General features: G+C 70.1%; 12 protein-coding genes. 4 read left to right on the top strand and 8 right to left on the bottom strand.

Going from position 1 to position 14,625, the window contains the following annotated elements; translation table 11 throughout:
- Positions 1–148 precede the first annotated feature (148 nt).
- The gene (locus ACFSDF_RS03125; RefSeq protein WP_377156111.1) at positions 149–1,720 is read left to right on the top strand and encodes a long-chain-fatty-acid--CoA ligase; all 1,572 of its coding nucleotides are present in this window, start codon (positions 149–151) and stop codon (positions 1,718–1,720) included.
- Between the two features lie 189 nt (positions 1,721–1,909).
- On the opposite strand, the gene ACFSDF_RS03120 is transcribed toward ACFSDF_RS03125, so the two are convergent.
- Both ACFSDF_RS03120 and ACFSDF_RS03115 read right to left on the bottom strand, forming a co-directional pair.
- Positions 1,910–3,031 (bottom strand): hypothetical protein, encoded by a 1,122-nt coding sequence (locus ACFSDF_RS03120; protein WP_377156109.1) that lies wholly within the window; start codon positions 3,029–3,031, stop codon positions 1,910–1,912.
- A gap of 110 nt (positions 3,032–3,141) precedes the next feature.
- Positions 3,142–4,479, bottom strand: a complete 1,338-nt coding sequence (locus ACFSDF_RS03115) for a dipeptidase (RefSeq protein WP_377156107.1) — start codon at positions 4,477–4,479, stop codon at positions 3,142–3,144.
- Between the two features lie 21 nt (positions 4,480–4,500).
- Between ACFSDF_RS03115 and ACFSDF_RS03110 the strand changes: the two genes are divergently transcribed.
- Positions 4,501–5,823 carry a glycoside hydrolase domain-containing protein gene (locus tag ACFSDF_RS03110; RefSeq protein ID WP_167001334.1) on the top strand — a complete coding sequence of 441 codons (1,323 nt, stop codon included), beginning with the start codon at positions 4,501–4,503 and terminating at the stop codon, positions 5,821–5,823.
- A gap of 10 nt (positions 5,824–5,833) precedes the next feature.
- Here ACFSDF_RS03110 and ACFSDF_RS03105 read toward each other — a convergent pair whose 3' ends face one another.
- Both ACFSDF_RS03105 and ACFSDF_RS03100 read right to left on the bottom strand, forming a co-directional pair.
- On the bottom strand, positions 5,834–6,208 hold the full coding sequence (locus ACFSDF_RS03105; protein ID WP_167001333.1) for a sterol carrier family protein: 375 nt from the start codon (positions 6,206–6,208) through the stop codon (positions 5,834–5,836).
- Positions 6,208–7,059 carry a patatin-like phospholipase family protein gene (locus tag ACFSDF_RS03100; protein WP_377156104.1) on the bottom strand — a complete coding sequence of 284 codons (852 nt, stop codon included), beginning with the start codon at positions 7,057–7,059 and terminating at the stop codon, positions 6,208–6,210. The genes ACFSDF_RS03105 and ACFSDF_RS03100 overlap by 1 nt, the downstream gene beginning before the upstream one ends.
- Positions 7,060–7,150: 91 nt before the next feature.
- Here ACFSDF_RS03100 and ACFSDF_RS03095 point away from each other — a divergent pair, with 91 nt between their 5' ends.
- Entirely contained in the window at positions 7,151–8,191 is a 1,041-nt protein-coding gene (locus tag ACFSDF_RS03095; RefSeq protein WP_377156102.1) for an NAD(P)-dependent alcohol dehydrogenase, read from the top strand.
- Positions 8,192–8,247: 56 nt separating this feature from the next.
- Here ACFSDF_RS03095 and ACFSDF_RS03090 read toward each other — a convergent pair whose 3' ends face one another.
- The 4 genes from ACFSDF_RS03090 to ACFSDF_RS03075 all read right to left on the bottom strand — a co-directional run bounded on the left by ACFSDF_RS03090 (position 8,248) and on the right by ACFSDF_RS03075 (position 12,953).
- On the bottom strand, positions 8,248–9,180 hold the full coding sequence (locus tag ACFSDF_RS03090) for an AEC family transporter (protein WP_377156123.1): 933 nt from the start codon (positions 9,178–9,180) through the stop codon (positions 8,248–8,250).
- Positions 9,181–9,278: 98 nt separating this feature from the next.
- Entirely contained in the window at positions 9,279–10,931 is a 1,653-nt protein-coding gene (locus ACFSDF_RS03085) for a solute symporter family protein (protein WP_167001329.1), read from the bottom strand.
- A complete protein-coding gene (locus ACFSDF_RS03080) occupies positions 10,928–11,266 on the bottom strand; it encodes a DUF485 domain-containing protein (protein WP_167249228.1) in 339 nt (112 codons plus the stop codon). The genes ACFSDF_RS03085 and ACFSDF_RS03080 overlap by 4 nt, the downstream gene beginning before the upstream one ends.
- Positions 11,267–11,447: 181 nt before the next feature.
- Positions 11,448–12,953, bottom strand: a complete 1,506-nt coding sequence (locus ACFSDF_RS03075) for a glycosyltransferase family 39 protein (protein WP_377156098.1) — start codon at positions 12,951–12,953, stop codon at positions 11,448–11,450.
- 209 nt (positions 12,954–13,162) lie between these two features.
- On the opposite strand from ACFSDF_RS03075, the gene ACFSDF_RS03070 reads away from it, so the two are divergent.
- Positions 13,163–14,620: a DEAD/DEAH box helicase gene (locus ACFSDF_RS03070; protein WP_377156095.1), complete on the top strand. Its 1,458-nt coding sequence runs from the start codon at positions 13,163–13,165 to the stop codon at positions 14,618–14,620.
- Positions 14,621–14,625 lie beyond the last annotated feature (5 nt).

The following is a 14,625-nucleotide window of genomic DNA, read 5'->3' as shown; positions in this document are numbered from 1 at the left end:
GGGTCTCGACAGGCTCGACCGCCGGACCTCCGCCGGTCGAGCCTGTCGAGACCCCCACCGCCGGGCCACCCTTGCCTCGCCCTGTGAGCCGTGTCACAGTCTTGCCACTGCCCGACGCCACACCCGCGCCGCACCGAGGAGTCCGTCCATGACCGCAGCCCCTCCGACGCCCACGTTCCTCGACGACCGCCTCGCCTACTGGGCGGACGCCACTCCCGACGCTGAGTGCATGGCGTACGGCGACCGGGCGTGGACGTACGGGGAGTTCGACGAGCGGGTGCGTCGCGCCGCTGCAGGCCTGCGCGACCTCGGTCTCGGGCGCGGCGACGTCGTCGGGTTCCTCGACAAGAACCACCCCGCGTGCGTCGAGATCACGCTGGCCGCCGCATCTCGCGGGATGGCGACGGCGATCGTCAACTGGCGCCTGGCGGGCGACGAGCTCGACTACACGATCAACGACTCCGGCGCACGCGTCCTGTTCGTCGGCACCGAGCTCGCGCCCGCGATCGAGCTCATCCGCGACAAGCTGCCGCACGTCGAGGAGATCATCCAGGTCACGCCGGACGGTGCCGAGGGCGACGAGTACGAGGCGTGGCTCGCCGCGGCCGAGCCGACGGGGCCGTCGCCCGACCACACACCCGACGACGTCTGCCTCGTGATGTACAGCTCGGGGACGACGGGACGACCCAAGGGCGTGATGCTGACCCATCGGGCGATGGTCGCGCACACGATCAACGCGCACGACGGATGGGCGCTCGAGCCCGGCGACAAGAGTCTCGTCGCGATGCCGCTGTTCCACGTCGGCGGCACCTCGTACGTGCAGTTCGCGCTCCACGACGGGTTCCCGAGCATCATGACGCGCGAGCCCGACCCGGTCTCGCTGGCGACGGCGATCATGAAGGGCGCGAACTCCGCCTTCCTCGTGCCCGCCGTCGCGCAGATGGCACTGTCCGGCGGGCCGGAGGCGGTCGCGCTGTTCGGCAAGCTGAAGTTCTTCACGTACGGCGCCGCGCCGATGCCGCTGCCGCTGCTGCGGCGCGCGATGGAGGCGTGGCCCGACACGCAGTTCATGCAGGTGTACGGCCTGACGGAGGTGTGCGGCGTCATCACGCACCTGCTCCCCGAGGCACACCTGGACGACGAGCACCCGGAGCGGCTCATGTCGGCGGGCGTGCCGATCCCAGGCGTCGAGACCCGCGTCGTCGACCCGTTCTCGCTGGAGGACGTGCCGGAGGGCGAGGCGGGCGAGCTCTGGTTCCGTACGCCGCAGCTGATGAAGGGCTTCCTCAACAAGCCCGAGGCGACGGCCGAGGTGATCATGCCGGACGGCTGGTTCCGTACGGGCGACGTCGGTCGGTTCGTCGACGGCTACGTCTATGTCGAGGACCGGATCAAGGACATGATCGTGACCGGCGGCGAGAACGTGTACTCCCCCGAGGTCGAGCGCATCCTGACCGGGCACCCGGCCGTGGCGGAGGTCGCGGTCATCGGCGTGCCGGACGAGCGGTGGGGCGAGAGCGTGAAGGCCGTCGTGGCGTTCCGCGAGGGCGAGTCGGTGACCGAGGAGGAGCTGATCGCGTTCACCCGTCAGCAGCTCGCCGGCTACAAGTGCCCGCGCACGATCGACATCGTGGAGCTCCTGCCGCGCAACCCCTCGGGCAAGATCCTCAAACGCGACCTGCGCAAGTCGTACTGGGCGGAGACCGGCCGCCAGATCTGACGGACAGCCGGAAGCACGCCCCCAACTCGCACCGCCAAGACACCGGTCGGCCACGGTTTGCCACGCCAATCGAAGAGGGACCACGTCGGTCAACGGGTCTGGCGTACACCCCGACAAAAGGACCCGACGTTTCACTCCTGATATGGGGGTGAAACGTCGGGTCTTTTTGTCGGGTCTTGCGTCAGGCCCTTACTTCTTGACCTTGACGGCCTTCGACTTCTGGACGACGGTCTTGTAGCCGGGCTTGGTGTAGGTGACCTGCACCGAGATCTTCTTGCCCTTGTAGGACTTCTTGAGCTTGAGGCTCTTGGCCTTCGCACCCTTGATCGCCTTGCCGTTGCGCAGCCACTGGTAGCGCACCTTCGCGCCGGCGGCCTTGCCCGGCCTGGCGGTCAGCTTCTTGCCGACCTTCGCCTTGCCCTTGACGGCGGCCTTGCCCCTGACCGCGAACGATCCGGCGGCGACCTTGCCGACGGAGACATTCGAGACGCGCGTGACGTAGCCGACCTTCGTCGCCGTCGACCGGACGGCCACGGTCTTGCCGAGGTCAGCAGGCTTCACGACGTACGAGGCACCCGCTCCGGCAGCCTTGCCGTTGACGAGCCACTGGTACGCGACGCTGCTGGCGGGGTTGGTGGTGCCACCGCTCGCGGCGAGGCGCTGTCCGACGACGGGCTTGCCCGTGGCCTTCAGCGCCGCGGCGGGCGCGAGGGCTGCCGGCGGGAGGACGTCGACCGAGGCGATCGTCGGCGCCGTGCCGACGACGGCGCACGGAAGCTCTGCCGCGGTCCACTCGGTCGTCGGCGGGAACTTGAGGTCGACCAGCATGTCGAGGTCGGCCTTGCCGAGGGTGACCACGACGTCTGCCCCAGAGCTCGTGGGGATCGGCGGCAGCTTCACCTCGGCGGGCCACGTCATGTTGCCCGCGGCCGGAACACCGAGGTCAGCGTCCTTGAAGGTCAGCTTTCCCGGACTTGCGAGCGGCGTGCCGTTCACGAGCACCTGGACGTCCGCAGACGCGTCCTTGAACTTCATCTCGAGGCTGCGCCCGTAGTTGCTCCAGGATTCGCCCCACGCGAGCGAGGCATCGGCCGTGATCGCGACGGGCTGGCCCTGCAGCGCCGTCGCGGGAGCGGTCGCGTCGACGACGAGCTTGGCGTCGAACGAACCGAAGCTCCCGTAGGTACACGAGTAGTCGGTCGTCGCTTCCGCAGCCTGTGCCGCGGTCACCGGGAGTGCCGCGAGCGCCCCTGCGACCAGGGCACCGGCCGCGATCATGCCCGCACCACGGCGGGTCGGAGTCGTCTTCATGTCTTCTCCTTCCGCGGCCACCTCTGCAGCAGCCGTTGAGAAGAACGTAGAACGAATTCGTGGAAGATATATGGTTACAGATATATCTTCTCACTGGTTGAGCCGAGCACTCACCTCTCTGCGAGCTTGCTCAGCAGCAGCGTCTCCGCGAGACAAACCCTCGCAAACTCCCCCAGATGCAGCCCTTCGTCGATGCCGTGAGCCCGCGTGTCCGGGTCCTCGACACCGGTCACGAGCACCGCCGCGCCGGGATAGCGGTCGGCGAACTCCGCGATGAACGGAATCGACCCACCGACCCCCATGTCGATCGGCGCAACGCCGTCCCACGCCTCGCGGAACGCCTCGCGCGCGGCGTCGTACGCGGGTCCGGTCGCGTCGACCTCGTACGCGTCTCCGCGGTCGTTGGGCGTGACCGTGACCTTCGCTCCCCACGGCGCGTGCGACTCCAGGTGGGCGACCAGCGCGTCCATGGAGGCGTCGGTGTCCGAGCCTGGCGCGATCCGCATCGAGACCTTCGCCCGCGCCCGTGGCACCAACGTGTTTGATGACTCCGCGATCGACGGCGCGTCGATACCGATGACCGCGATCGAGGGCTTGGCCCAGAGCCGCTCGACGACCGAGCCCTTGCCGATCTGCTCCACCCCCGGCAGCACGCCCGACTCAGCGACGAGGCGATCCGCCGGATACTCCACATCAGCCGCCATCGTCGCGTGCAGCCCGGCGACCGCGACCTCGCCGGAGTCGTCGTGCAGCGTGGACAGCAGCCGCGTCAGCACCATCAGCGCATCGGGGAAGACGCCACCCCACATGCCGGAGTGGACGGAGTGCTTCAGCGTCTCCACCTCGACGACGCAGTCGACGAGACCGCGCAGCGTCGTCGTGAGCGCTGGCGTACCGATGTCCCAGTTGCTTGAGTCCGCGATGACGATGACGTCGGCGGCGAGACGCTCGCGGTACGTGTCGAGCAGCGCACCGAGGCTCGCCGAGCCCGACTCTTCCTCGCCCTCCACGAAGACCGTCACGCCGACGGGCGGCTCGCTGTCGTACGCCCGAAACGCCGCGAGGTGCGCCGCGATCCCGGCCTTGTCGTCGGCGGCACCCCGGCCGTACAGGCGCTCTCCACGCTCGGTCGGCTCGAACGGCGGTGACGTCCAGGCCGCGGGGTCACCGGTGGGCTGGACGTCGTGGTGCGCATAGAGAAGGACCGTCGGGGCCCCCTCGGGAGCGGGGTGGTTCGCGATCACCGCGGGACCGCCTCCGGCCTCGACGACGTCGACCTCCGCGAACCCGGCGTCCCGCAGCAGCGCGGCGACCGCGTCGGCGCTGCGCCGGACGTCGCCGGCCCGTGCCGGATCGGCACCCACGGACGGGATGCGTACGAGGTCCTTCAAATCCGAGAGGACCGAAGGCATGATGCTATGGAGGCGTTGCACCGCTTCAGGGCTCATGTCGGCACCATACGGGGGACCATGTCCATGCATCTCGCACGCATCCACCACGCATCCAGACGTGGGCTCACTGCAGTCGTCGCGTCGCTCGCGCTCGCCGCCGGGCTCCTCGCTCCGGCGCTCGCCGCCAGCCCGGCCCACGCGGTCTCGGCCCCGGGCAACTTCACCGGTTTCGGCTTCGACGCGTGCACCGCGCCGACCCAGGCGCAGATGGATGCCTGGTGGGTCTCGTCGCCGTTCGCGGCGGTCGGCGTCTACATCTCGGGCTCCTCACGCGCCTGCGCCCAGCCGCAGCTCACCCGCAGCTGGGTGTCGACCCAGGCGAAGCGCGGGTGGCGTCTGATGCCGCTCCACGTCGGGATGCAGGCGCCCTGCTACACCGGCAACAAGCAGAAGATGTCGACGAACCCGACAACCGCCCGCGCCCAGGGCATCGCCGCCGCCAACGAGAGCGTCGCGGCGGCGCGTGCGCTCGGCATCGGCAAGAAGCGCGTCCTCTACCTCGACATCGAGGCGTATCCGATCTCCAACGCCGCCTGTGACAACGCGGTGATCCGCTTCCAGGACGGCTGGACGGCACGCCTGAAGCAGCACGGCTACAAGTCCGGCCTCTACTCGAGCGCCTCCGCGGCCATCGCCTCGATGAACGCGCTCAAGGAGGCGGGCGTCCGCAGCTACAACTACCCGCACCACCTCTGGATCGGCTGGTACAACGGCAAGCCCAACACCAAGGCCGAGCCCTACCTCGACGACGCGTACTGGGCCAACCACAAGCGCATCCACCAGTACGTCGGCAACACCCTCGCCCGCTACAACGGCGTCACGATCAACATCGACCGCAACTTCCTCGACGTCGGCAAGGGCTCCAACCCCACCAAGCCGAAGGCGCAGTGCGGGACCCACAAGATCAGCAAGTACCGCACCGTCAAGCCCGGCCAACGCCGCCCCGACCTCGCGCCGGCCGTGAAGTGCCTGCTGCGGCAGCGCGGCTACTTCAAGGGCTCCACGAAGAGCAAGGTGCACAACGCCAAGGCGCAGCGCGCGACCAAGCGGTTCCAGAAGGCGCACGGCATCAAGCAGTCCGGGACCGTCACCCGCCGGACGTGGGTGGCCCTGCTGTCCGACGGCTCGCAGCCGGTGCTCAAGCGCGGGTCGACCGGCAAGTACGTCTACCGGCTCCAGCGCTCGCTGACCGCCGCACTCGGTCGGTCGGTGCCTCGTACGGGGCTGTTCGACACCACGACGGAGAAGGCGGTGCAGGCCTACCGCAAGAAGGTCAAGCTCCCGGGCTGGCGCACCGCCGAGCCGAACCTGTGGGCGTCGCTGCAGGCCGGCAGGCGCTGACCGGGCTCGATCACACCAGCGGCAGGTACGGCGTCAGGTTGCTCCGCTCTCCCGACGCGTGGACCCGCCCCGCCGCGACCGTCTCCGCCCACGTCGTACGCCCGGTGGCGAGCGCGATCCATGTGGCGGGGTCCATCTCGACGACCGCCGGCGGGGTGCCGCGGGTGTGACGCGCCCCGGGGATCACCTGCACAGCGGCGTACGGAGGCACCCGTACCTCGACGCTGTTGCCCGGCGCCCGCTGGTCGAGCAGCGCCAGCAGGTGCTTCGTGGCGGCCCGCAGATCGGCCGGCGTCGCGTCGGTGCCGGACTCCCGCGCCTCGTCGAGCCGCGCGGCCAGCTCCGCCCACTGCTCCTCGCTCAGCGGGGTGAGGCGTCGTGCCATCAGCCCCACACCTCCGCGACCTGAGCAGCGATGCCCGTCGCCTGGGTGAACCCGGCCCGAGCCGTCGCCGCCCGCGCGGAAGGATCGAGCACGTTCTTGCCGATCGCGCGCCGTGCCTCGGCACGGGGGGCGACGACGGTCGTCCGCCCGCTCACCTTGCGCAGCTGCGCGGCAGCACCGCGTGAGGCGGGAAACGAGCTGGCCAGCGGCGTCAGTGCGACGACCCGGTCGTACGACACTGCCAGGTCGGCGTTCGCGGACGAGCGCGTCCCGCCGTCGATGTAGCGCCGCCCGTCGATCGACACCGGCGGGTACACCCCCGGCACTGCGCAGCTCGCGGCGACCGCGCGCACGAGCGGCACCCCGTCTGCCGCGCTGAACACACGGAACTGCCCCGACGCCGCATCGACGGCCGTGACACGCAGATTGCGCGTGGGCCAGTCCTGCGAGACGAGGCGGTCACGGATCACTGCGATGCGCTCGTCCTCCGACGGCAGGCGACCCGACTCCGCAGCGCGGACGGCGTACGCGCCGAGACGACGCCCGAGTTCCTCGAGATCGCGCCCGGCCCGCAGCGCCGACCACACCCACTGGGCGGTCACGGCGCGGCCGATCGCGGACATCGGCTCGGGCCCGTGCGTCCCGAGCGGCGCGAGCTGTCGGGCGTACAGGGCTTCGGTCGTCGCCGCGTTGGTCACCTGCGCCCCCACGACGGAGCCCGCCGACGTCCCGACGACGAGGTCGGCCGAGGTCAGGTCGAGGCCGGCCTCGGCGAGTCCGTGCAGCATCCCGATCTCCCAGGCGATGCCGGTGATGCCGCCACCGCCCAGGACCAGCGCGCGTGAGGTCATGCGCGCCATTGTGCCGGAGGGGTCTCGACAGGCTCGACCAGCGGAGGTGGCTCGACCGGCGGAGGTGGGGGTGCCGACTTAGCGTGGACGGATGCGCGCACTCCAGTACCTCGAGATCGGGCAGCCTCCTCGTGTCGTGGAGATCGACATCCCGGAGCCGGGCCCCGGCCAGATCCGCCTCAAGGTCACCGCCGCCGGTGTCTGCCACTCCGACGAGTTCGTGATGAGCCTGCCCGAGGAGGCGTACACGTTCGGGATCCCGCTCACCCTCGGCCACGAGGGAGCAGGCACGGTCGACGCCCTCGGCGACGGGGTCGCCAACCTCGAGCTGGGGACGTCCGTCGCCGTCTACGGCCCGTGGGGCTGCGGGCGGTGCCACGCCTGTGCACGCGGCGCGGAGAACTCCTGCCCCTACGCCGCCGAGCTCGGCATCGCGCCGCCGGGCCTGGGCGCGCCGGGGGCGATGGCGGAGTACATGATCGTCGACGACGCGCGACACCTCGTGCCCCTCGGTGATCTCGACCCCGTCCGCAACGTCTCGCTCACCGACGCCGGGCTGACGCCGTACCACGCGATCCGGACGTCGATGCCCAAGCTCGTCGCCGGCAGCACGGCCGTCGTCATCGGGGCGGGCGGGCTCGGGCACGTCGCGATCCAGATCCTGCGCGCCCTCACCGGTGCTCGTGTGATCGCCCTCGACGTCAACGAGGAGAAGCTCGCGCTCGCGAAGGACGTCGGGGCCCACGAGGCAGTCCTGTCGAACGCGGACGCTCCCGCGGCGATCCGAGCTCTGACCGGCGGGCTCGGCGCCACGGTGGTCTTCGACTTCGTCGGGGCACCGCCGACCGTCACGATCGCCTCGGCGTCGGTGGCGATCGAGGGCGACGTCCAGATCGTCGGGCTCGGCGGCGGGACGGCGGCCGTCGGGTTCGGGGTGACCCCGTACGACGCCACATTCCGCTTCCCGTACTGGGGGGCGCGCAGCGAGCTGATCGAGGTCTTCGACATGGCGCACCGCGAGCAGGTCCATGTCGAGATCGAGACGTACTCGCTCGACGACGCGCCGCGGGCGTACGAGCGGCTGCACGCCGGGCAGATCCGCGGGCGTGCGGTGGTCCTGCCGAACGGGTGAGGTTTCGACAGGCTCAACCACCGGAACTAGGTTTCGACAGGCTCAACCACCGGGTCTTACGCCAGTAGGGCGGCGATCGTCAGGATCGTGACGAACGAGAGGACCGTGGTCGCGAAGACGACGTCGCGCACGACGGGCACCGCGCGGTCGTACCGCACCGCGGTCACGAACACGTTCTGCGCCGTCGGCAGTCCGGCGACCACGACGACCGCGAGCAGCGCACTGCCGTCGAGCCCGAGAAGCAAGTGCGCCACGACGTAGGCGACGAGCGGCTGGATGACCAGCTTGAGCATGCTCAGCACCGCGACCTGACCACCCGCACCGCTCGCCCCCGGCTTCGGGCCGAGCCGCAGCGAGATGCCGAACGCGATCAGCATGCCGGGGATCGCGAGGCCGGCCAGCAGGTCGATCGGATCGGCCACCCATCGCGGCACCGACACCCCCGAAACCGCGACGACCACGCCGATCAGGGCGCCGACGGTGACGGGGTTGCGAAACGGGCGTGACAGCACGGAGAGCACCGTCGGCCGTTCCCCCGAGCCGGACTGGTCGAGCACGACGAACGCCAGCGGCGCGATCACCAACAGCTGGAGCAGCAGCGCGCCGGCGACCGCCGACGCGTCGCCGAGGACGTAAATCGCGATCGGCAGGCCGAGGTTCCCGGCGTTCACGTAGCCCGCCGTCAACGCCGACAACGTCGCATCGCCCCACCCGCGCCGCCACCGCCAGCGCGCGAGGGCGAGCGCGATCGCCGCGACGACGACCACACTGACGGCGTTCGCCACGAGTGCCTGCGACAGCGCACCCGCCACGTCGACCTCGGAGAGCACCGAGAAGAGCAGTGCCGGGCTGCCGACGAAGAAGACCAGCCTCGACAGCATCCACTGGTAGTCGAGCGTGACGACGCCGAGGTGGGCGAGGACGAACCCGACGGCGATCACCACCGTGATGACGCCGAACCCCTCGAGAACCCCGATCACACCCACCATCCTCACCGACGCGGCCGCGCGGACGTACAACTCCCCGTTCTCGCGCGCCTGCCGCACGGGAACGGGGGAGCTGTATGCCTTGGTGGCCGCTCAGCCGCTCACTCGGCGCCGGCTCCGGTCATCGACCGGACCTCGAGCTCGCGGTACTTCACCGGATCGGCCTTGGACTTCGAGGTGACCGTGCCCAGCCAGCCGAGGAAGAAGCCGATCGGGATCGACACGATGCCGGGGTTCTCCAGCGGGAACCAGCTGAAGTCCACGCCCGTGCCGAACAACGACAGGCTCTCTCCGGTCTCCGGGTTGACCTTGCCCGACACGACGGGCGAGAAGAACACGAGACCGACCGCGGAGATCAGGCCGCCGTAGATGCTCCACGTCGCACCGCGCGTGTTGAAGCTCTTCCAGAACAGGTTGTAGATCAACGCCGGGAGGTTCGCCGACGCCGCGACCGCGAAGGCGAGGGCGACCAGGAAGGCGACATTGAGCGACTGTCCCGGGATCGCCAGCGCGATGGCGACGCCACCGATCACGAACGCCGCGATCCGCGCCACCTTCACCTCGTCCTGCCCGGAGACCTTGCCCTTCTTGATCACGTTGGCATAGAGGTCGTGGGCCACCGACGACGCCGACGCGAGGGTCAGCCCCGCCACGACCGCAAGGATCGTCGCGAACGCCACCGCCGCGATCAACGCCAGCAAGATCGCGCCGCCCGTCGACCCTTCGCCACCGCCGACAGCTTCGGCGAGCAAGGGTGAGGCGAGATTGCCTCCGGACTCGGCGACCTTCGCGTACTGGCTGTCCGACAGCAGCGCCGCTGCGCCAAAGCCGAGGATCAGCGTCATCAGGTAGAACGTGCCGATCAGGCCGATCGCCCAGTTCACCGAGACGCGGGCCTGCCGCGCCGTCGGGACCGTGTAGAAGCGGATGAGGATGTGCGGCAGTCCGGCGGTGCCGAGGACGAGCGCGATGCCGAGCGACAGGAAGTCGAGCTTGCTGGTGAAGTCAGCGCCGTACTTCAGGCCCGGCTCGAGGAACGCCTGCCCGTGACCGGAGTTGCTGGCCGCCGTGCCGAGCAGCTCGGAGAGGTTGAAGTTGAACTTCGCGAGGACGAGCACGCTGATCAGCAGCGTGCCGACCATGAGGAGGACGGCCTTGACGATCTGCACCCAGGTCGTGCCCTTCATGCCGCCAACGACGACGTAGAAGATCATCAGGATGCCGACGCCGACGATCGTGAGGTTCTTCAGCGTGTCGCCCTCGACGCCGAGCAGCAGCGACACGAGCGCGCCGGCGCCGACCATCTGGGCCAGCAGGTAGAAGATCGAGACCACGACGGTCGAGACCGAGGCCGCCGTACGGACGGGCGTCTGCCGCATCCGGTACGCCAGCTGGTCGGCCATCGTGAAGCGACCGGAGTTGCGCAGCAGCTCGGCGATCAGCAGCAGCGCCACCAGCCAAGCGACGAGGAATCCGATCGAGTAGAGGAATCCGTCGTAGCCCGACAGGGCGATCGCGCCCGAGATCCCGAGGAACGACGCCGCCGACATGTAGTCGCCGCCGATCGCGAGACCGTTCTGGAAGCCGCTGAACGAGCGGCCGCCTGCGTAGTAGTCGGCCGCGGTCTTGGTGTTGCGGCTCGCCCAAAAGGTGATGGCGACCGTCAGCAGCACGACGCCGACGAACAGCACCGTCGTCAGTGTCTGGTGCCCGCCCTCCTCGCCCGCCGCGAGGATCACGTTCGTCCCGCTCATCGGGCGACCTCCTCGTCGAACTCGGCGCGCAGCTCGTCAGCGATCGGGTCGAGGTTCTTGGCGGAATACTTCGAGTACCAGACGGCGATCGCAAACGTGGTCACGAACTGCAGGAGGCCGAAGACCAGGGCCACATTGATGTTGCCGACCAGCTTGGTCCCCATGAATCCGGGAGCCCAGTTGGAGCAGACGACGTAGAGCAGGTACCACGCCATGAAGCCGATCGTCACGGGGACGACGAAGCTCAGGTACTTGCTCTTGAGGGTGCGGAACTCCTCGGTCGCATGGATGCGTTCGTACGCCGCATCCTGCGCCGCGCTGGTTCTCTCGATCACGGCTTCGCCTCTCGGGGTGCACGGTCAGGGCTCTTCGCGTGAACCTAAGGCGGCCGACTTGCTGTGTGCCAGATCACATGCGCGGGGGTCGGTGGGCGCGTCCGAGCGGTCGGCGTACGGTCCCGCACGTGCGACGAGCGGTGGCGCTGAGCCGTTGAACGGCACGCCTGACGAGTCGCGCTCAGTCGAAGTGCTGGAGCTCGTCCCAGAGCTCCGGCCACGGGTGCAGCGGCCCGCGACACACCCCAATGGGCAGCCCTTCTTCTTCGTTGTCGACGTCGGTGCCGTTCGCGAGCCGCCCCACGACCTCGCACCCCTCGAAGAGCATGCGGGCCTGGGCAAACTGCCCGCCCACGACCACCACCGTCTCGGTGTCGCTGGGCGGTCGAGCCTGCTCATGGAGAGCGTTCTGCCCGCTGTACGGGGTGGGCAGGCCGAGCGCAGGCCCGTACCGGTCGATCGCCCCCGCCTCGCCGTAGTTGGACGTGAAGATCGCCGCGCGCTCGCGCTCGTCGCTCGGCACCGTCTCCCAGACGTCGGCGACCTGACGGACGTACGTCGGCCAGCCGATCTGGTCGACGACCGTCGTGTTCATGTCCGGGACGGGCGTGCTGGTGAGGGCGCTCACGGGGATCACGGGCAGGGAGACGGCGACGCTGACCGCCGCGTAGACGGTGAGCGCAGCGCCGATCGCGACCCGTACGGCGACCGACGAGCGGGCAAGCCACGCGGCGGCCGGCACCCAGCCGGCGGCGAAGAGCACGGCAAGGAGACCCACCGGGTAGTAGAACTGCGCTCCGCCGACGTACGTCAGCACGAGGACGACCACGAACGCGACGACGAAGGCGCGCAGCACCCGCCACTCCGGTCGCCGCCAGAGCGACACCGACCCAACCACCCAGATCGCCGGGAAGAGGATGAAGAGGAACGGCCACATCATCACGCGGACCTCGTCGGCGTTGTTCTCGGCCAGCGCCGCCCCCATCTCGAGCTGGGGGAAGTCGTTGACGACCTGGTAGACGAGATTCGGCATCCCCACGACCGCCGCGACAGCGCCGCCGGCCCAGAACCACCCCGAGCGGAGCACGCGTCGAGGACCGACGAGCGCGAGCCCGACGACAAGGCCGAGCACCCACCACGGGATCAGCAGCCGCCCGTACGTCGCCAGGCCCACCGCGACACCGACCGCCAGCCACCACCGCGCCTCGCCCCGCAGCAACGCACGGATCGCGAACCACGACGCGACCATCCAGGCGAGAAGGTCCGTCGACGTCGTCACCAGCACGTGCCCGGCCACCAGCGGGAACGACGCGAACGCGAAGGTCCACGCGCACAGTCCTTGCGCGAGCGCCCCACCGCCGAGCTCGCGGGTGAGCGCGGCGGCGACCAGCGTCGAGGCGACCACGGCCACGATCGCCGGCAGGCGCACCGCCCACGGCTCGTCGGCGACGAGCTCGGTCATTGCGTTCGCGAGGAGCGGGATCAACGGCGGCTGGTCGACGTAGCCCCACGCCGGATCGAGCATCCGGAAGTAGAGCTCGTCGCGGTGGAACCCGTACCGGTTGGCCGTCGCGAGCAGGACCACGGCAAGGGCGGCCGCGGCCGAGAGCACGGGAACGCGCGCGTACGGCGGGACGGGATCGGTGACCGGCCCGCCTTCTCTGGTCGCACGGGCCGTCGTGCCCATGCCCTGCAATCTAGGGGACTACCGGCTCAGGCCGCCGTGTGACGGCCACCACTGAATTCGTCACGTGCTCAGTCATGCGGGTATTGTGGAGAGCAGGACGCACCCTGCGTCCGCGGTCGTCTGCTCGAGCGGCGCGCACCATGCGCCCTCCCGTCCTCATTCGTGAGTGGCTGCAATCACGGCCACCCCCACGATAGAAGGACACCTCTGTGCCCACCTTCGCCGACCTCGGCGTGCCTGCTCCCCTCGTTGACTCCCTCGCCCAGCGCGGGATCACGACCCCCTTCCCCATCCAGGCGGCCTCGCTGCCCGACACCCTTGCCGGCCGTGACGTCCTCGGCCGCGGCCGTACGGGCTCCGGCAAGACCGTCGCCTTCAGCCTCCCGACGCTGGCCGTGCTCGCGTCGAGCGAGCGCCCGCGCCGCTCGAAGCAGCCCCGCGCACTGATCCTCGTCCCGACGCGCGAGCTCGCCGTCCAGGTGCTCGAGACCCTCGCCCCGCTCGCGAAGGCGATCAACCTGCGCGCGATGACGATCTTCGGCGGCGTCGGTCAGAACCCGCAGGTCGCCGCACTGCGCAACGGCGTCGACGTCGTCGTCGCGACCCCCGGTCGCCTCGAGGACCTCATCGCGCAGGGCCACTGCGATCTGCGCGCAGTGGAGGTCACGGTGCTCGACGAGGCCGACCACATGGCCGACCTCGGCTTCCTGCCCGTCGTCAAGCGTGTCCTGGACCAGACCCCGCGCAACGCGCAGCGCATGCTGTTCTCGGCGACGCTCGACAACGGCGTCGACGCGCTGGTGAAGCGCTACCTGACCTCGCCCGTGACGCACTCCGTCGACGAGGCCACCTCGCACGTGCCCGACATGGAGCACCACGTCCTCGCCGTCGCGCACGACGACAAGGCCGCGGTCATCAACGAGCTCGTCGGCGGCGAGGGCAAGACCCTCGCGTTCACGCGGACGAAGCACGCCGCCAAGAAGCTGGCCAAGAAGCTGACCGACGCCGGGATCCCCGCGGTCGACCTCCACGGCAACCTCAGCCAGAACGCCCGCCAGCGCAACCTCGCGGCGTTCTCCGACGGCTCGGTGCGCGTCCTGGTCGCCACCGACATCGCCGCCCGCGGCATCCACGTGGACGACGTGTCGCTCGTCGTGCACGTCGATCCGCCGTCCGAGCACAAGGCCTACCTGCACCGTTCCGGCCGTACGGCACGTGCGGGCGCTTCCGGCATCGTCGTCACCGTCGCCACCAGCGAGCAGCGCCGCGACGTGCGCTCGCTCATGCGTGCCGCCGCGATCAAGCCGACCGAGCACGCCGTGGCACCGGGTGCGGAGATCTTCGCCGAGCTCGTCGGCCCGCAGGCCGACCGGATCGCGCCTCCGCCCGTGGTGGCGTCGCAGCCCTCCGCCAACGGCGGTCGTGGCAACGGCCGAGGCCGTGGCGGCCAGGGCGGCAACGACGTCGCACGCCGCCGCCGCCGCCGCAGTGGTGGCGGCAGCGGCACGGGGAGCGCCTCTTCCGGCGGGAACAGCTCGCGTAGCGCGGGTGGTCAGCGCGCGGGCAGCGGCGCGCAGCGTTCCGGGTCGGGCTCCGCGTCGGGCGGTTCGCGTACGGGTGGCGCAGCGGGATTCTCGTCCCAGGCGCGCACCCGCCGCGGACGCTGACGCTG

This window comes from Mumia zhuanghuii (genome assembly GCF_042681565.1).
In the GTDB taxonomy this organism is placed as follows: domain Bacteria; phylum Actinomycetota; class Actinomycetes; order Propionibacteriales; family Nocardioidaceae; genus Mumia.
The sequence above is the reverse complement of the archived record's forward strand: the minus strand, read 5'-3'. Positions and strand labels throughout refer to the sequence as shown.

Bases quoted from the DNA above. Each gene is read 5' to 3' on its own strand.
- ACFSDF_RS03125 (WP_377156111.1), top strand. From the start codon at position 149: ATGACCGCAGCCCCTCCGACGCCCACGTTCCTCGACGACCGCCTCGCC.
- ACFSDF_RS03120 (WP_377156109.1), bottom strand. From the start codon at position 3,031: ATGAAGACGACTCCGACCCGCCGTGGTGCGGGCATGATCGCGGCCGGT.
- ACFSDF_RS03115 (WP_377156107.1), bottom strand. From the start codon at position 4,479: ATGAGCCCTGAAGCGGTGCAACGCCTCCATAGCATCATGCCTTCGGTC.
- ACFSDF_RS03110 (WP_167001334.1), top strand. From the start codon at position 4,501: ATGTCCATGCATCTCGCACGCATCCACCACGCATCCAGACGTGGGCTC.
- ACFSDF_RS03105 (WP_167001333.1), bottom strand. From the start codon at position 6,208: ATGGCACGACGCCTCACCCCGCTGAGCGAGGAGCAGTGGGCGGAGCTG.
- ACFSDF_RS03100 (WP_377156104.1), bottom strand. From the start codon at position 7,059: ATGACCTCACGCGCGCTGGTCCTGGGCGGTGGCGGCATCACCGGCATC.
- ACFSDF_RS03095 (WP_377156102.1), top strand. From the start codon at position 7,151: ATGCGCGCACTCCAGTACCTCGAGATCGGGCAGCCTCCTCGTGTCGTG.
- ACFSDF_RS03090 (WP_377156123.1), bottom strand. From the start codon at position 9,180: ATGGTGGGTGTGATCGGGGTTCTCGAGGGGTTCGGCGTCATCACGGTG.
- ACFSDF_RS03085 (WP_167001329.1), bottom strand. From the start codon at position 10,931: ATGAGCGGGACGAACGTGATCCTCGCGGCGGGCGAGGAGGGCGGGCAC.
- ACFSDF_RS03075 (WP_377156098.1), bottom strand. From the start codon at position 12,953: ATGGGCACGACGGCCCGTGCGACCAGAGAAGGCGGGCCGGTCACCGAT.